The sequence below is a fragment of the Pseudomonas sp. MWU16-30323 genome, assembly GCF_020515595.1.
Taxonomy (GTDB): Bacteria; Pseudomonadota; Gammaproteobacteria; order Pseudomonadales; family Pseudomonadaceae; genus Aquipseudomonas; species Aquipseudomonas yamanorum.
In genome coordinates this window covers 138638-155528 of record NZ_JAIWYM010000010.1, presented here as the reverse complement: position 1 = coordinate 155528, position 16891 = coordinate 138638, and the positions used below count along the sequence as shown (strand labels likewise).

Sequence of the window (16891 nt, the reverse complement as noted above, 5' to 3'; positions counted from 1 at the left end):
CGGACTTAGAGCTGTGTCAGCAAAACACCACGCAGATAATCCAGCAGATAAACGTAGAGCCGATCGACCTCCGCCACCTGGCCCCGGGCCCGTAGGCAGCCGTGGATCAGGCCTTTGCCGGGATACAGCGTGGCAGCCACCCCGGCAGCCTGGAGACGCTCGGCGTAGAGCATGCCGTCGTCCCGCAATGGGTCGAACTGGGCGACCGCAATCAGCGCCGGTGGCAACCCGCTGAAATCCACCGCCAGCAATGGCATGGCGTAGGGCGATGGCTTGCCCGGCCCACGCAGGTAAAGGGCGAGATAGCACTCGGTGTCGGCGGTACTGAGCAGCGGCGCGTCGACGCAGTCGCGGCGGGACGGCAGGTCAGCGGGGCCGCCCAGGCCCGGATAGATCAGGATTTGCGCCAAGGGCTGTGGTTGATGCTCATCCCGCAGGCCCAGGCACAAGGCGGCCGCCAGGTTCCCGCCGGCGCTGTCACCGGCCACCACCAGGCGTTGCAGGTTGACGGGGCAAGGCGCTTGACCCGCCTGAATCGCCTGCCAGACCGCACGACAATCCTCGAAGGCCGCCGGAAACGGGTGTTCGGGTGCCAGGCGGTAATCGATGGCGATGACCAGCACCTGCAGTGCGTCGGCCAGTTCACCGCAGATAAAATCGTGGGAATCCAGCCCGCCCACCACCCAGCCGCCACCGTGCATATAAAGGATGCATGGCCAGCCGCTATCAGGGATTGGCGTCGCCGGTTGATAAATGCGTACGCCCACGCCACCCAGGGAAACGTCTGACACCTGTAACCCTTCGGGCCGCGCCGGGGTGAACGCCTGACACATGCGGTCGTAGCCTCGGCGCAATCCGGCCAGCGATGTGTCGTCGCTGGTGAAGGATTCGGTTTTTTCGACGAAGGCGCACATCTGCGCGGAAATCGGGTAATGGGACATCAGAAATTGCCCTGCTGCTGAAAACTTGAAGCACACCACAAGACAAATGTGGGAGCTGGCTTGCCTGCGATAGCGGTGTATCAACCAACGCCATCGGCGACTGATACACCGCTATCGCGGGCAAGCCCGGCTCCCACAGTGTTGCTCTATTGTTCGATCTATTGCGTTCGCATCAGGGTTTGAGGCTGGCCTGCACCGCCGCTACACCGTCCTTGCCATCCAGCGTCGTCACACCCGCCAGCCAGCGCTGCAAATCCTCAGGGTTGTCGCGCAACCATTGCTTGGCCACCTCCTGAGGCGTCTTGCGGTCCATGATTGGCACCATCAACTGGCTTTCCTGGGCCGCGGTGTAGGTCAGGTTTTCCAGCAGGCGGGTCACGTTGGGGCAACGCTCGGCGTAATCCGGTGCCGTCACCGTGGAGACCGTGGCCATGCCTTCGTTGGCGCCGAACACATCTTCACTGCCGGTCAGGTAAGCCATTTTCATGTTGATGTTCATCGGGTGTGGGGTCCAGCCGACAAACACCACGAACTCCTTGCGGTTCACCGCCCGCTGCACCGCTGCCAGCATGCCCGCCTCACCGGACGCCACCAGCTTGAAGCCGCCAAGGCCAAAGCGATTGTCATCGATCATTTTCTGGATATCGGTATTGGCGCCGCTGCCCGGCTCGATGCCATAGATCTTGCCGCCCAGCTTGTCCTTGAAGCGGGCAATGTCGGCAAAGGTTTTCAAGCCGGCGTCGGCAACGTACTGCGGCACCGCAAGCGTCGCCTGGGCGTCGGACAGGCTCGGCTTGTCGAACACCTTGACCTGCTTGGCCGCGAGGAATGGCGCGATGTTGTTGTCCATCGCCGGTTTCCAGTAGCCGAGGAAGATATCCAGGCGTTTGTCGCGGATGCCGGCAAAGATGATTTGCTGCACGGCGCTGGTTTGCTTGCTGTCATAACCCAGGCCATTGAGCAGCACATCGGCCATGCCGCTGGTGGCGATCACGTCGGTCCAGCTGACCACGCCCATGCGCACGACCTTGCACGAGGCCGGGTCGGCGGCCATCGCGTTGGCGCTCAAGAGTGCGGCGCCGGTGAGAATCAACAGACAACGGTTGAACAGTCTTTTCATCGATGCGGTCTCACTCGGCAGTTTTTATTGTGGGAGTGGCGTCTGACGCGCCGTGCCCAACACCTTACCCAGCGAGACCTCGATCAAAGCGAACTGTGGCGACAGGGATTTGCACACAGACGACTTGAGGGATGTGTTGCTGTTGAGGGCCTCTTCGCGAGCAAGCCCGCTCCCACATTCGACCGTGTTCCTCCTGAAGAAACACGGTCGAATGTGGGAGCGGGCTTGCTCGCGAAGGCTATCTCAGCAGCGACGCCAATCAGGAGTAATGCCGCTTGCCCCACGCCAGGAACCCTTCCAGCAGTTCCTTCAACACCACCCGCGTCGGCTCGGCCAAGTCGGCGCGATAACGAAACGGCTCAAACTCTTCCATGTACGTGCACTGCCCCAACTCCAACTGCACGGCGTGGATGTTCTCGGCCGGGTTGCCATAGTGTCGAGTGATATGGCCGCCCTTGAATCGCCCGTTGAGCACATGGCTGTACTGCGGGTGACCGGCGCAGATGGCTTCCAATTGGCTGGCCAGTTGCGGATCGCAGGCCGCTCCGTTGAAGGTGCCAAGGTTGAAGTCCGGCAGCTTGCCTTCGAACAGATGCGGGATCACCGAACGAATCGAGTGCGCATCAAACAGCAGTGCATAGCCGAACTCGGCCTTGAGCCGGGCCAGCTCGTCCTGCAGGGTGCGGTGATACGGCGTCCACACCTGCTCCAGGTACGTGGCGCGCTCGGCCTTGGAAGGTTCCAGGCCTTCGCGAAACAGTGGCACACCGTCGAACAGCGTCGCCGGGTACAAGCCGGTGGTGGCGCCGGCGTACAGCGGTTTGTCGTCGGAGGGCCGATTCAGGTCGATGACAAAACGCGAATACTCCGCCGCCAGGGTGCTGGCGCCCAGTTCTTCGGCGAAGTCATACAGCGTGGGAATGTGCCAGTCGGTGTCCGGCAGGCTTTGCGCCTCGGGGATCAGCCCGGCTTGCACCGCCGGCGTCAGCCGCAGGCCCGCGTGGGGCATGCTGATCAGCAGCGGCACACGGCCTTGTTTGAAGTTCAGAACCTTATCCACAGCAGTACTCCTTAAACGGTGACATCGACGCCGTGGCGCACGACGCGTTTATCCAGCTCGCCGCCCAGCCAGTAGGCCAGGTCGGCGGGGCGATCAATCTGCCAGGCGACAAAATCCGCGACCTTGCCCACCTCCAGCGAGCCGTGGCTGTCCCCCAGACCCAAAGCGGTAGCCGCATGTTGCGTGGCGCCGGCCAGGGCTTCTTCCGGGGTCATGCGGAACAGCGTGCAGGCCATGTTCAGCATCAAGCGCACCGACAATGCCGGCGAGGTGCCCGGGTTGAGGTCGCTGGCGATGGCGATCTTCACACCGTGCTTGCGCAGGGCGTCCATCGGCGGCAGCTGGGTTTCCCGCAGAAAGTAGAACGCCCCCGGCAGCAACACCGCGACGGTGCCGGAGGCGGCCATGGCGATGGCGTCTTCCTCGGTCATGAATTCCAGGTGGTCGGCCGACAGCGCCTGGTACCGCGCCGCCAGACTGGAGCCGTGCAGGGACGACAACTGCTCGGCGTGCAGCTTCACCGGCAAGCCAAGCTTGTGTGCAGCGATGAACACGCGCTCCACCTGCTCCGGCGAGAACGCCAGGTATTCACAGAAGGCGTCGACTGCATCCACCAGGCCTTCCTCTGCCAGCGCCGGCAGCATCTCGGCGCAGATGTGCTCGATGTAAGCATCGGCACGGTCCACGTACTCCGGCGGCAATGCGTGGGCTGCCAGGCACGTGCTGCGTACGCTCACCGGCAGCTCGGCGCCGAGGCGACGGATCACCCGCAGAATCTTGCGCTCGCTGGCCAGGTCCAGGCCGTAGCCGGACTTGATCTCGACGGTAGTAACACCGTCCCGCAGCAAACTGCGCAGGCGCTTTCGGCTACTTTCAAACAGTTCATCTTCGGTCGCCGCACGCGTGGCGCGCACGGTGCTGGCAATACCGCCACCGGCCGCTGCGATTTCGGCGTAGCTCACGCCTTGCAGGCGCTGCTCGAACTCGCCGCTGCGATTGCCGCCGAACACCGTGTGGGTGTGGCAGTCGATCAGCCCCGGCGTGACCCACGCCCCTTGCAGGTCATGGGTGGTCGCGTAGTCCGCCTTCGGCAGTTCGGCACGCGGACCGATCCACTCGATGAGCGTGCCCGAGGTCACGATGGCGGCATCCTCGATGATCGAGTATTTGCCCTGGGCCATGGTTGCGACGTGGCAGTGTTGCCAAAGCGTTTTCATCAACGCCTCCGTTGGGTTATCGATGAGACAAAGCCGGGTCGTAATGAACCTTGGCTGTTTGCCCGGCGGCGGGTTTGACCCACAGCAGATAGGCAACGATCAGCAAGACGATCCATACGGCACCGACCATAAGGGCAGCCTGGGTGTCCGGGAAGTAACCCAGCACGCCGAAGATAAACAGCATGAACACGATGGCGGCCGCTGGCGCATAGGGCCAGAACGGCACCGGGAATTTCAGTGCGGCAATCTGTTCCTTGGTCATCGAGCGACGCATGGCGACCTGGGTAACCAGGATCATCAGCCACACCCACACCGTGGCGAAGGTCGCAATCGAGGCGATCACCAGGAACACGTTTTCCGGGATCAGGTAGTTGAGCACCACACCGCCCAGCAACGCGGCGCCCATCACCACCACGGTCATCCATGGCACGCCCTGGCTCGACAGCTGGGCAAAGCCTTTGGGCGCCTGCCCTTGCTGGGCCAGGCCGTACATCATGCGGCCAGCACCGAAGATGTCGCTGTTGATGGCCGAGACGGCGGCTGAGATCACCACGATGTTGAGGATGGTCGCCGCCGAGCCTATCCCCAGGTTGCTGAAGATCTGCACGAACGGGCTGCCCTGGCTGCCGATCTGCGGCCACGGGTAGATCGCCATCAGCACAAACAACGTCAGTACATAGAACAGCAGGATGCGCAGTGGCACCGCGTTGATCGCCTTAGGGATCACCCGTTGCGGGTCCTTGGCTTCGCCGGCGGTGATGCCAATGATTTCGATGCCGCCAAAGGCAAACATCACCACCGCGAAGGACGCAATCAAGCCGCCCACGCCGTTAGGCATGAAGCCGCCGTGGGCCCACAAGTTGCTGAGGCCGGTGGCCGGCGCTTCGCCCGCCGAGTGAATGCCGAACAGCATGATGCCGAAGCCGCCGAGGATCATCGCGACGATGGCGCCGACCTTGAGCAGTGACAGCCAGAACTCCATTTCGCCAAAGACTTTGACGTTGCACAGGTTCAGGCCGCCGATCAGCAACACGATGCCGAGCACCCAGACCCAGCGCGCGACTTCGGGAAACCAGAAGCCCATGTAGATGCCGAACGCCGTGACGTCGGCGAGGCAGACGATGATCATTTCAAAGGCGTAGGTCCAGCCGAGGATAAAGCCGGCCATTGGGCCCAGGTAGGTGCTGGCGTACTGGCCGAAGGAGCCGGACACCGGGTTGTGCACGGCCATTTCACCGAGGGCGCGCATCACCATGAAGACGGCGGCGCCACCGATCAGGTAGGCCAGGAGTACGGCCGGGCCGGCCATCTGGATGGCGGAGGCGGAGCCGTAGAACAGCCCGGTGCCGATGGCGGAACCGAGTGCCATGAAGCGAATATGTCGGGCGGAGAGCCCACGTTTTAAAGTTTTTTCTTGCTGGTGCATTTCTCGTCCTTAATTATTTTTATCCTGAGAAAATTCGAAGCGGTGTGGAAAAGCTTTTTGTGGCGAGGGAGCTCGCTCCCGCTCGGGTGCGCAGCGCCCGCAAGTTTTTGGGGCCGCTACGCAGCCCAGCGGGAGCAAGCTCCCTCGCCACAAAGAGGGGTTCGATGGCCTTAGAGGCTCGGCAACAACTTCGCCGGCACCAGCTCATTCAGGCAACGCGTCGCCAACAATTCACTGGCAGCATTGATGTCCGGCGCGAAGAACCGGTCCTTCTCATAAAACGCCACTTTGCTGCGCAGAATCCCGCGCGCCTTTTCAAGGGCAGGCGAGGTTTTCAAGCCATTGCGCAGGTCCAGGCCCTGGCACGCCGCCAACCATTCCACCGCCAATACACCACGGGTGTTCTCGGCCATTTCCCACAGGCGTTTGCCCGCAGCCGGCGCCATGGATACGTGGTCTTCCTGGTTGGCCGACGTCGGCAGGCTGTCGACGCTATGGGGATGGGCCAGCGCCTTGTTCTCGCTGGCCAATGCCGCCGCAGTCACCTGGGCGATCATGAAGCCGGAGTTCACACCGCCGTTGCCCACCAGGAATGGCGGCAGTTGCGACATGTGCTTGTCCATCATCAACGAGATACGACGCTCGCTCAGGGAGCCGATTTCCGCGATGGCCAACGCCATGTTGTCAGCGGCCATGGCCACCGGCTCAGCGTGGAAGTTGCCGCCGGAAATCACGTCACCTTCAGCCGCAAACACCAACGGGTTATCCGACACGGCGTTGGCTTCCACCACCAGCACTTCGGCCGCCTGGCGGAACTGGGTCAGGCAGGCGCCCATGACTTGCGGCTGGCAGCGCAGGGAGTACGGGTCCTGGACCTTGTCGCAGTTCTCGTGGGACTGGGACACTTCGCTGCTTTCACCCAACAGGGCGCGATACGCGGCGGCAGCGTCGATCTGGCCGCGCTGGCCACGGGCCGCGTGAATGCGTGCGTCGAACGGCGAGCGCGAACCCAGTACGGCTTCCACCGTCAGGGCGCCACAGGCCAACGCACCGGCGAACAGGTCTTCGCCTTCGAACAGGCCGCGCAGGGCATAAGCGGTGGAAACTTGAGTACCGTTGAGCAGGGCCAAGCCTTCTTTGGCGGCCAGGGTCAGCGGCGTCAGGCCGGCAACTTTCAGCGCCTCGGTGGCTTCCAGCCATTCGCCTTTGTAACGGGCCTTGCCTTCGCCCAGCAGCACCAGCGACATGTGGGCCAATGGCGCGAGGTCACCGGAGGCACCCACCGAACCTTTCAACGGAATGTGCGGGTACACCTCGGCGTTGATCAGGGCGATCAGCGCGTCGATGACCTGCCGGCGAATCCCGGAGAAACCACGGCTCAGGCTGTTGACCTTGAGCACCATGACCAGCCGCACCAGCGCATCGCTGATGGGCTCACCCACGCCAGCGGCGTGGGACAGCACCAGGGAACGCTGGAGGTTTTCCAGGTCTTCGCTGGCGATGCGGGTCGAGGCCAGCAAGCCGAAACCGGTGTTGATGCCGTAGGCGGTGCGGTTCTCGGCGAGAATCTGCTCCACACAGGCGACACTGGCTTCGATCTGGGCCGAGGCGCTGTCATCCAGGCTGAGGGTTACCGGCTGCTGGTAGATGGCCCGCAGTTGGGCAAGGCTCAGTTGGCCTGGAATCAGATTTAGCGCAGTCACATTCATACTCCTTTTGAATTAGGTTTCAGTGCAAATTCGGTAAAACACGGTTCAACAAATCGGAGGTCTTGAGCAACGCGGCGGTGGCTGCGATGTCCGGCGCCAGCCAGCGGTCCTGGTCGTAGGCTGGGACGTGTTCACGCAGCAAACGCCAGGCGGCGTCGGTGCCGGCGCCGAAGCGTTGCTCCTGGAGAAACTCGAACGCCTGGGCTCCCAGCAGGTACTCGATGGCGAGGATCTGGGTGACGTTTTCCAGCACCGAATACAGCTTCAGCGCGGCGTTGGTGCCCATGCTCAGGTGGTCTTCCTGCAAGCCCGAAGTGACGAAATTGTCGAGCACCGCCGGTTGCGCCAACTGGCGGTTTTGCCCGCACAGCGAGGCCGCGACGTACTGCACGATCATCATCCCGGAGTTGACCCCGGGGTTGCTCACCAGGAACGCCGGCAAGCCACTCACGTGCGGGTTGATCAGGCGGTCCAGGCGGCGCTCGGCGATGGAGCCGATTTCCGCCATGGCGATGGCCAACATGTCTGCCGCCAGGGCCACGGACTGCCCGTGGGGGTTGGCCTGGGACACCACGCGGTAGTTGTCCGGGGTGCCGAGCACCAGCGGGTTATCAGTGGCGCCGTTGAGCTCGGTTTCGATCTGGCGGGTAGCGTGTTCCAGTTGGTCACGGGCGGCGCCGTGCACCTGGGGAATCGAACGGATGCTCAGGGCGTCCTGGGTACGAATGCCTTTGCTGCTGGCGATCACTTCACTGCCGTCCAGCAACGCCCGCAGGTTGATGCCCACTTGCTGCATGCCCGGGTGCGGCTTGAGGGCAATGATTTCTTCGTCGAAGGCGTCGATCTGGCCGCGCTGGGCTTCGAAACTCATGGCACCGATTACGTCGGCCCATTGCAGCAGGCGGTGCGCATCGGCCAGGGCCAGGCAGCTGAGGCCGGTCATGCACGGCGTGCCGTTGACCAGGCACAGCCCGTCCTTGGCACCGAGCACCACCGGCTGCAAACCTTCTTCGGTCAGCGCCTGGTGCGCCGGAACGATACGGCCCCGATAGCTGACATCGCCGACGCCGAGCAAGGCGACGCCAATATGCGCCATGTGGGTCAGGTAACCCACCGAGCCCTGGGACGGCACCTGCGGCGTGATGCCATGGTTGAGCAGCCCCAGCAGCGAATGCACCACCTGCGGATGCAGGCCGGATTTGCCGTGGCTGTAGTTGATGATCGCCGCGCAAATGATCGCGCGGGTTTGCTCCACACTCAGTGGCGCGCCGACGCCGCAGGCATGGCTGAGCAAGGTGTTGCGCGACAGCCGGCTCAGCTGTTCGTCCTTGAGGGACACATTGCACAAGGCGCCCAGGCCGGTGTTGATACCGTAGGCGCGCTCGCCGCTGCTGACGATGCGCTGGACGATGGCCTGGGCATTGTCGATGCGCGCCCAGGCGTGGCCCGAGAGTTCGAGGATCGCACCGTGGCGGGCCACGGCGACCACGTCCTGCCAACGCATCGGGGCGTCGGCGATGATGATTTTTTCAGCCTGGGACATCGTTGTACCTTCTTCAATTCTTGTGCAGCCTTACCGGCCTCTTCGCGAGCAAGCCCGCTCCCACATTTGAAATGCATTCCCCCGTGGGAGCGGGCTTGCTCGCGAAGAGGCCAGCCGGCTCACCACAAGATCCGGATCAGACCACCGCAGCCCGCCGCTGAACAAACCGGTCCACATATTCATCCGCCGGCGAGTGCAGGATTTCCCGGGGCGTGCCGACCTGGATCAGCTTGCCGTCCTTGAGGATCGCAATGCGGTTGCCGATGCGCACGGCCTCGTCGAGGTCGTGGGTGATAAAGACGATGGTCTTGTGCAGGGTCTTTTGCAGCTCCAGCAACTGGTCCTGCATCTCGGCGCGGATCAGCGGGTCGAGGGCGCTGAACGCTTCGTCCATCAGGATGATGTCGGTGTCGGCCGCCAGGGCGCGAGCCAGGCCCACCCGTTGGCGCATGCCGCCGGAGAGCTGGTGCGGGTATTTGTTTTCGTAGCCTTTGAGGCCCACGGTTTCGATCCAGTGCAGCGCACGCTCGGTGCACACTTGCTTGGTTTCGCCGCGCACTTTCAGGCCGTAGGCGACGTTGTCCACCACGCTCTTGTGGGGCAGCAGGCCGAAGCTCTGGAACACCATGCTGATCTTGTGCCGGCGGAATTGGCGCAGGGCTTCCATGTCCAGTTGCAGGATGTCTTCGCCGTCCACCAGGATCGCGCCGCTGGTGGGGTCAATCAGGCGGTTGAAGTGGCGCACCAGGGTCGACTTGCCGGAACCCGACAGGCCCATGATCACGAAGATCTCGCCGGTGCCGATGCTCAGGGACAGGTCGTTCACACCCACCACGCAACCAGTCTCGGCCAGCACCTGGTCCTTGGTCTTGCCCTGGCCAACCAGCGCCAGCGCTTCCTTGGAACGATTGCCGAAGATCTTGAATACGTTTTTGACTTCAATCTTGCTGACGGTAGTCATTTGCTCGCCTCATGCCGTGGACGACCATAGGCCTGGGTAATGCGGTCGATGACCACTGCGAGAATCACGATCGCCAGACCGGCTTCAAGGCCACGTCCGACGTTAAGCGTCTGGATACCGACCAACACGTCTTCACCCAGGCCACGGGCACCGATCATCGAGGCGATGACCACCATCGACAGGGCCATCATGGTGGTCTGGTTGATCCCGGCCATGATGCTCGGCAGCGCCAGCGGCAGTTGCACGCCGAACAGTTGCTGCCAGCGGTTGGCACCGAAGGCGTTGATCGCTTCCATGACTTCGCCGTCTACCTGGCGAATGCCCAGGTCGGTCAGGCGAATCAGTGGAGGAGCGGCATAGATCACCGTGGCGAAAATCGCCGGGACCTTGCCCAGGCCGAACAGCATCAGCACCGGGATCAGGTACACGAAGCTGGGCATGGTTTGCATGATGTCCAGCAGCGGCATAAGCACCGAACGCAGGCGGTTGCTACGGGCCGACAATATTCCCAGGGGAATGCCGATCAGCACCGAGATCACCGTGGCCACCATCATCAGCGCCAGGGTTTGCATCAGCTTGTCCCACAGGCCAACGGCGCCCACCAGGAACAGCAAACCGACAATCACCCCTGTAGTGACGACCTTGCGCGTGGCGTGCCAGGCGATGCCGCCGACAATTGCCAGCATCAGCCACCAGGGGGCTGCGCGCAGCACACCTTCAAGATTGACGATGGCCCACAACAGGGTATCGGAGATGTGCCGGAACACATCGCCGTAGTTGGTCACCAGCGAGTCAACCCAACTGTTGACCCAATCGGCGATGGAAAACGTAAAACTCTCAGGAAACATAGTGTGCTCTCGATCCAGTGGGTTGTGGCCGGGCGTCCGGTTGCCTGCGAGGGCAACCGGAAACGCTCAACCTACAAGGCCGCGTCGATTTTCTTGGCTGCGTCGTCGCTCACCCATGCGTGCCAGACTTCAGGATGTTCCTTGAGGAAAATTTTCGCCAGTTTTGGTGATTCGATTCGTTCTTTGGCCATGCGGCCCAGGTTCTGGTTCAGCAGGTCGATGGGCAGGTTGACCTTTTCCAGCACGGCCACCAATTCCGGGGCTTGCTCGTGGAAGGTCTTGGACAGACCGACCTTGATGCTCACGCTTTTATCCACACCGGGCTTTTCTTCCAGCTTCACCAGGTCGACCTGGCCCATCAACGGGGTGGGCGACCAGTAGTAGAACAGGATCGGCTCGCCACGCTTGTAGCTCGACAACACCGCCGCATCCAGCGCCGGGCCGGTGCCTGGGCGGAAGTTGGTGTAGGTGCTTTCCAGGCCATAGCTTTTCAGCATCTCGCTGTTGTCCAGCTCACAGGTCCAGCCGGCCGGACAGTTGTAGAAACGGCCCTTGGACGGCTCTTCCTGGTCCTTGAACACCGAGGCGTATTTGGCCAGGTCGGCGATGTTTTTCAGGTCCGGCGCCTTGGGCTCCAGCTTGCGCTTGGCGTCGCCTTCGATCACGTAGCGCGGCACGTACCAACCTTCGACAGCGCCCACCACCGGAGCACCGACACCCACGACTTTGCCGGCCTTCTCGGCCTTGTTCCAGACTTCGCTGCGGCCTACCCACTCCTCGGCGAACACCTGAATGTCATTGCTGCTCAGGGCGTTTTCCATGGTGATGGAGTTACCCGGCAGGCTGTCGGTTTTGCAGTCATAGCCTTTTTCCAGCACGGTTTGCAGGATGTCGGTCAGCAACATGCCGCTTTCCCAGTTCAAACCGGCAAATTTCACCGGCTTGCCGGACTCGCACCAACCTGCCGCCTGGGCGCCGGCAGTGGCCAGCAAGCCAGCAGAGAACAACGTGGTCAGCAGGGTCTTATGCATTTTCATTGTGTGACGCTCCCAATCATGAAATGGATTACGGCAGTCAAAAGGCGTCCTGCCTTGTCCACGTCCCATCAGGCCTGTGCAGCCAGCCCGTTTGTCGTTGGTACAGCGCCCTGCTCTACCGGCAGGATCAAACGTTCAGGCGTCGGGCTGTGCCATTTTCTGGCAGCCCAGTAGTACAGCGCAGCCGGCACCACCAGGCCGATGATCCAGGAGATATCGGTATCACCGAGGCTGGCGACCAGTGGCCCGGTGTAGAAGTGCGTGGAGATGAAGGGCATCTGAATCAGTACGCCAAACACGTAGATGCTGATGCCCATCAGGTTCCAGCGACCGTAGCGGCCGTCGGGATTGGACAGCGCCGGAATGTCGTAGCGCTCTTTGGTGATGCAGTAGAAATCCACCAGGTTGATCGCGCTCCACGGCGTGAAAAACGCCAGCAGGAACAGGATGAACGCGGAGAAATCCTTGAGGAACGAGTCCTTGCCCAACAACGCCAGCGCGGCGGCAAGCGACACCATGACGAAGATGTACAACAGCCGCGTGCCACTGCCGATATGTCGGCTGCCACGGAAGCCGCTGATGATCGTCGCGATGGACATGAAGCTGCCGTAGGCATTGAGGGTGGTCACGGTGACCTTGCCGAAGGCGATGCTGAAATACAGCAGCGCCGCGACGATCCCGGTGCCGCCCAGGCCGACGATAAACGACACTTCATGGTGAGCGAATTGCGAACCGGCCAGGGCCGCCGCAAACACCCCAAACACCATCGAAGCCTGCGCGCCGATCACTGAACCCAGGCCCACGGCCCAGAAGGTTTTCGACGCTTGCGTGCTGCGCGGCAAATAGCGCGAGTAGTCCGCCACGTAAGGGCCGAACGCAATCTGCCAGGACGCCGACAGGGAAATCGCCAGCAGGAAACTGCTGAGGGAAAAATGCTTGTTGCCCAGCAACGCACCGATGTCGTTACCGACCAGCAGCTTGTAGAACAGGTACACGAAGGCAACCACACCCAGCACGCTGGCGATGCGACCGATACCGTGGATCACCCGGTAGCCGAAGATCGTGAACACCATGATCAGCCCGGCGAACAACACGATGCCGACCCAGTCTTCGACGTGGAGCAACTGCGCCACCGCCTGCCCCGCCAGCAATGAGCCGCTGGCGGAAAACCCGATGTACATCAGGCACACCAGCACCAGCGGGATCACCGCGCCATATACGCCAAACTGCACGCGGCTGGAGATCATTTGTGGCAAGCCCAATTGCGGGCCCTGGGCTGCGTGCAGCGCCATGACGCCGCCCCCCAGCAGTTGACCGATCAACAGACCGATCAACGACCAGAACACATCACCGCCCAACACCACGGCCAGGGCCCCGGTGACAATCGCGGTGATTTGCAGGTTGGCACCCAACCACAGGGTGAACTGACTCAATAGACGGCCGTGTCTTTCCGCTTCCGGGATGTAGTCGATCGAACGCCTTTCGATCAACGGGGTGGTGCTTGCACGAGCGTCTGTTACAGCCATTGTTGTTCAACCTCTGATGGATTGTTCTGTATGCGGATTGCTCTTCTGTGGGAGCTGGCTTGCCTGCGATGGCATCACCTCGGTCTTACTGAAAAACCGAGTCGTCTGCATCGCGGGCAAGCCCGGCTCCCACAGGACCGAGCCAGTCTTTACTTGATCATCGGGAGATTGAGGCCCTGCTCTTTGGCGCAATCGATGGCGATCTGGTAACCCGCATCGGCATGACGCATCACGCCGGTGGCCGGGTCGTTGTGCAGTACGCGGGCGATGCGCTCGGCCGCTTCGTCGGTACCGTCGCAGACGATCACCATGCCGGAGTGCTGGGAGAAGCCCATGCCGACGCCGCCGCCGTGGTGCAGCGAAACCCAGGTAGCGCCGCTGGCGGTGTTGAGCAAGGCGTTGAGCAGTGGCCAGTCGGACACGGCGTCGGAACCGTCCTGCATCGATTCGGTTTCACGGTTGGGGCTGGCCACCGAGCCGGAGTCCAGGTGGTCGCGGCCAATCACGACCGGCGCCGACAGCTCGCCGCTGCGCACCATTTCGTTGAATGCCAGGCCGAGCTTGGCGCGCTGGCCCAGGCCAACCCAGCAGATACGTGCCGGCAAGCCCTGGAAGCTGATGCGCTCGCGGGCCATGTCCAGCCAGTTGTGCAGGTGGGCGTCGTCCGGGATCAGCGCTTTGACTTTGGCGTCGGTCTTGTAGATGTCTTGCGGGTCGCCGGACAGCGCAGCCCAGCGGAACGGACCGATACCACGGCAGAACAGCGGGCGGATGTAGGCCGGTACGAAACCCGGGAAGTCGAAGGCGTTTTCCACGCCTTCTTCCTGGGCCATCTGGCGGATGTTGTTGCCGTAGTCGAAGGTCGGGATGCCTTGCTTCTGGAACTCGAGCATGGCTTTGACGTGCACGGCCATGGATTGCTTGGCGGCCTTGATCACTTCGGCCGGTTCGGTCTTGGCGCGGGCGCGGTATTCGTCCCAGGTCCAGCCGGCGGGCAGGTAACCGTTGAGCGGGTCATGGGCGCTGGTCTGGTCGGTGACCATGTCCGGGCGCACGCCACGCTTGACCAGTTCCGGCAGGATTTCCGCCGCGTTGCCCAGCAGGGCGATGGAGATCGCGCGGCCTTCCTTGGTGTATTTCTCGATGCGCGCCAGGGCGTCGTCGAGGTCGGTGGCTTGCTCGTCGACGTAGCGGCTGCTCAGGCGGAAATCGATGCTGACCTGCTGGCATTCGATGTTCAGCGAGCACGCGCCGGCGAGCGTCGCGGCCAGCGGCTGGGCGCCGCCCATGCCGCCGAGGCCGGCGGTCAGGACCCAACGGCCCTTGAGGTCATCGTTGTAATGTTGGCGGCCGGCTTCGACGAAGGTTTCGTAGGTGCCCTGCACGATGCCCTGGCTGCCGATGTAGATCCAGCTGCCGGCGGTCATCTGGCCGTACATGGCCAGGCCTTTGGCGTCGAGTTCGTTGAAGTGTTCCCAGCTGGCCCAGTGCGGCACCAGATTGGAGTTGGCGATCAGTACGCGCGGGGCATTGCTGTGGGTCTTGAATACGCCGACGGGTTTGCCGGATTGCACCAGCAGGGTTTCGTCGTCGTTGAGGTTGGTCAGGCTTTCGACGATCTGGTCGTAGCATTCCCAGTTTCGCGCGGCCCGGCCGATGCCGCCGTACACCACCAGTTCTTTCGGGTTCTCGGCCACCTGTGGGTCGAGGTTGTTCATCAGCATGCGCAGCGGTGCTTCAGTCAGCCAGCTTTTGGCGGTGAGCGTGTTGCCACGGGCAGCGCGGATTTCAACGTCACGGTACTTGGTAGGCTTGGTCACAAAAAATTCCTCAACGATCAATGCGCGAACATGATTGGTGCGAAGAGGATGTTCATGGACTCTTACGCACACATCTTTACTTGTACATACAAGCATATGCAATCAGGCGGCCAACTTCGCTGAGGGCCGTTGCAGATTTTTTGCGAGCGGGAGCGCAAGCCTTTAAGAACAAGGCTTCGCGGCTTGATGAATTTTCTTGCAGGCGGTTTTTACAGCGAGGGAGGCTTGTTACTCAGGCCGGCTTTTGCGCCATGCTGGGGCATTCGGTAACAAGTTGGTGCGGGGTATTGGAAACACGATGTGGGGGAAGACCCCCCACCTGTTCAAGCCCGTGCAGTCAGTTCGATGACGCAGCAACGGCCGGTGACGCTGACGTCCAGCAGGCCGGTGTTACCGTCCAGTTGCAGGCAGTCGTGACGGTTCAACCGCTCACCGAGCGCCTTCACTTCATCGGCCACACTGAACACCAGCACGCTGTGGGCGGCGCTGAAGAAACGCTGCGTACCGTCCATCCATTGCAACCGCGCTTGATAGCGTTGCGGCGAATAGATGAGGTTGAAATCGCGGATCGGCCCACCGATCAATCGGCAGGACACCTGGCTGTCACCCTTGAACGGGAATGGCTGCAGCGGTAACAACCCGAGTTGCTCCTCGCCGTCCACTGTCAGCACCATGCCCGAGCCTTGCAGCACGGTGATGATCCGCTGGTACCCGGCAAAGGTGGAGAACCCGCCGGACTCGGCGATATCGGCAATCGACAGGCGCCAGCCGAAACCGTCCAGGCCCTCGCCCGCGTCACGGGTGATTTCTTCAGTGCTGCCGCCGCCGTTTTTCCACGGCATGCGGATGTAATCGGCGGCGCGCCAGACTTTCATCGAACTCATTTACTGAAACGTCCTTCCAGGCTATGACGGGAACCGGGGTGGATCAAACGCGCAGCCGTGACCGGCTGGCGGCCAGACCAGGTGCGGCGGCGAATCAACAGGCATGGCTCGCTGGTTTCGATTTGCAGCAACGTGCATTCATCGGCGTCGGCCAGGATCGCCTCCACCACGTGCTCGCCTTCGGTCAGCGGCGCCACCTGGTTGAGGTAGGCATAAGGCGTTTGCTGGGTGAAATCCTGCTGCAGGTATTCCGGCGCGACCAGGGCGTTGACGAAGCGGTCTTCGATTTGCACCGGGATGTCGTTTTCGTAGTGCACGATCAACGAATGGAATACCCGCCCGCCTTCGCGCATTTCCAGGGCGACGGCGCGCTCGGAACCGGCGGCTTCTTCACCGAGGGTGATGACTTTGCACGTATGACGATGACCGCGCGAGGCAATCTCATCGGCGATGTTGTGCACTTCAAACAGGGCCGATTGACTCTTGGGCTCGGCGACGAATGTGCCCACACCTTGCATGCGCACCAGCAGGCCTTCGGCGGTCAACTCGCGCAGCGCGCGGTTGATGGTCATGCGGCTGAAGCCCAGTTGGTTGACCAGTTCGCTTTCCGACGGCACGCGATAATGCGGCGGCCAATTGCCGTTGAGAATCTGCTGGCTGATCATCTGTTTGACGCGGGCGTACAAGGGCGCCGGACTTTCGTCCATGTGGGCAGCCAGTGGAGACTTGGCAGGCGGAGTCGGCACGGGAAATCCTTGTAGGTGAAAAAGAAGCATAGCTTGCCGGAGTTTACCGAGCA

Annotated in this window: 14 protein-coding genes; all 14 read right to left on the bottom strand. The window is 62.0% G+C overall.

The features are described 5' to 3' along the window. Positions 1-5: 5 nt before the first annotated feature. The 14 genes from LIY45_RS14630 to hutC all read right to left on the bottom strand — a co-directional run bounded on the left by LIY45_RS14630 (position 6) and on the right by hutC (position 16868). A complete protein-coding gene (locus LIY45_RS14630) occupies positions 6-941 on the bottom strand; it encodes an alpha/beta hydrolase (protein ID WP_226476745.1) in 936 nt (311 codons plus the stop codon). Positions 942-1113: 172 nt separating this feature from the next. Continuing rightward, positions 1114-2061, bottom strand: coding sequence for a choline ABC transporter substrate-binding protein (locus tag LIY45_RS14625; protein ID WP_226476744.1), 948 nt, complete (start codon positions 2059-2061; stop codon positions 1114-1116). 259 nt (positions 2062-2320) lie between these two features. Next, on the bottom strand, positions 2321-3121 hold the full coding sequence (hutG, locus tag LIY45_RS14620; RefSeq protein ID WP_017478199.1) for an N-formylglutamate deformylase: 801 nt from the start codon (positions 3119-3121) through the stop codon (positions 2321-2323). An 11-nt stretch (positions 3122-3132) separates the two neighbouring features. Then, positions 3133-4338 carry an imidazolonepropionase gene (gene hutI, locus LIY45_RS14615; RefSeq protein ID WP_226476743.1) on the bottom strand — a complete coding sequence of 402 codons (1206 nt, stop codon included), beginning with the start codon at positions 4336-4338 and terminating at the stop codon, positions 3133-3135. 16 nt (positions 4339-4354) lie between these two features. After that, positions 4355-5764, bottom strand: coding sequence for an amino acid permease (locus LIY45_RS14610; protein WP_226476742.1), 1410 nt, complete (start codon positions 5762-5764; stop codon positions 4355-4357). A 170-nt stretch (positions 5765-5934) separates the two neighbouring features. Further along, the gene (gene hutH, locus LIY45_RS14605) at positions 5935-7473 is read right to left on the bottom strand and encodes a histidine ammonia-lyase (protein ID WP_017478196.1); all 1539 of its coding nucleotides are present in this window, start codon (positions 7471-7473) and stop codon (positions 5935-5937) included. Between the two features lie 19 nt (positions 7474-7492). Next, positions 7493-9016 (bottom strand): histidine ammonia-lyase, encoded by a 1524-nt coding sequence (gene hutH, locus LIY45_RS14600; protein ID WP_226476741.1) that lies wholly within the window; start codon positions 9014-9016, stop codon positions 7493-7495. A 136-nt stretch (positions 9017-9152) separates the two neighbouring features. Beyond that, entirely contained in the window at positions 9153-9977 is an 825-nt protein-coding gene (locus tag LIY45_RS14595) for a glycine betaine/L-proline ABC transporter ATP-binding protein (RefSeq protein ID WP_017478194.1), read from the bottom strand. After that, entirely contained in the window at positions 9974-10825 is an 852-nt protein-coding gene (locus LIY45_RS14590) for a proline/glycine betaine ABC transporter permease (protein ID WP_226476740.1), read from the bottom strand. Before LIY45_RS14590 ends, LIY45_RS14595 begins: the two co-directional genes overlap by 4 nt. Before the next feature lie 71 nt (positions 10826-10896). Next, the gene (locus LIY45_RS14585) at positions 10897-11862 is read right to left on the bottom strand and encodes an ABC transporter substrate-binding protein (protein ID WP_226476739.1); all 966 of its coding nucleotides are present in this window, start codon (positions 11860-11862) and stop codon (positions 10897-10899) included. Between the two features lie 68 nt (positions 11863-11930). After that, positions 11931-13388 carry a cytosine permease gene (locus tag LIY45_RS14580; RefSeq protein ID WP_226476738.1) on the bottom strand — a complete coding sequence of 486 codons (1458 nt, stop codon included), beginning with the start codon at positions 13386-13388 and terminating at the stop codon, positions 11931-11933. Between the two features lie 149 nt (positions 13389-13537). Continuing rightward, positions 13538-15208 (bottom strand): urocanate hydratase, encoded by a 1671-nt coding sequence (gene hutU / locus LIY45_RS14575; RefSeq protein ID WP_226476737.1) that lies wholly within the window; start codon positions 15206-15208, stop codon positions 13538-13540. Between the two features lie 323 nt (positions 15209-15531). Next, positions 15532-16092, bottom strand: coding sequence for a HutD family protein (locus tag LIY45_RS14570; RefSeq protein ID WP_226476736.1), 561 nt, complete (start codon positions 16090-16092; stop codon positions 15532-15534). Beyond that, a complete protein-coding gene (hutC, locus tag LIY45_RS14565) occupies positions 16089-16868 on the bottom strand; it encodes a histidine utilization repressor (RefSeq protein ID WP_177025851.1) in 780 nt (259 codons plus the stop codon). The genes LIY45_RS14570 and hutC overlap by 4 nt, the downstream gene beginning before the upstream one ends. Positions 16869-16891: the final 23 nt, after the last annotated feature.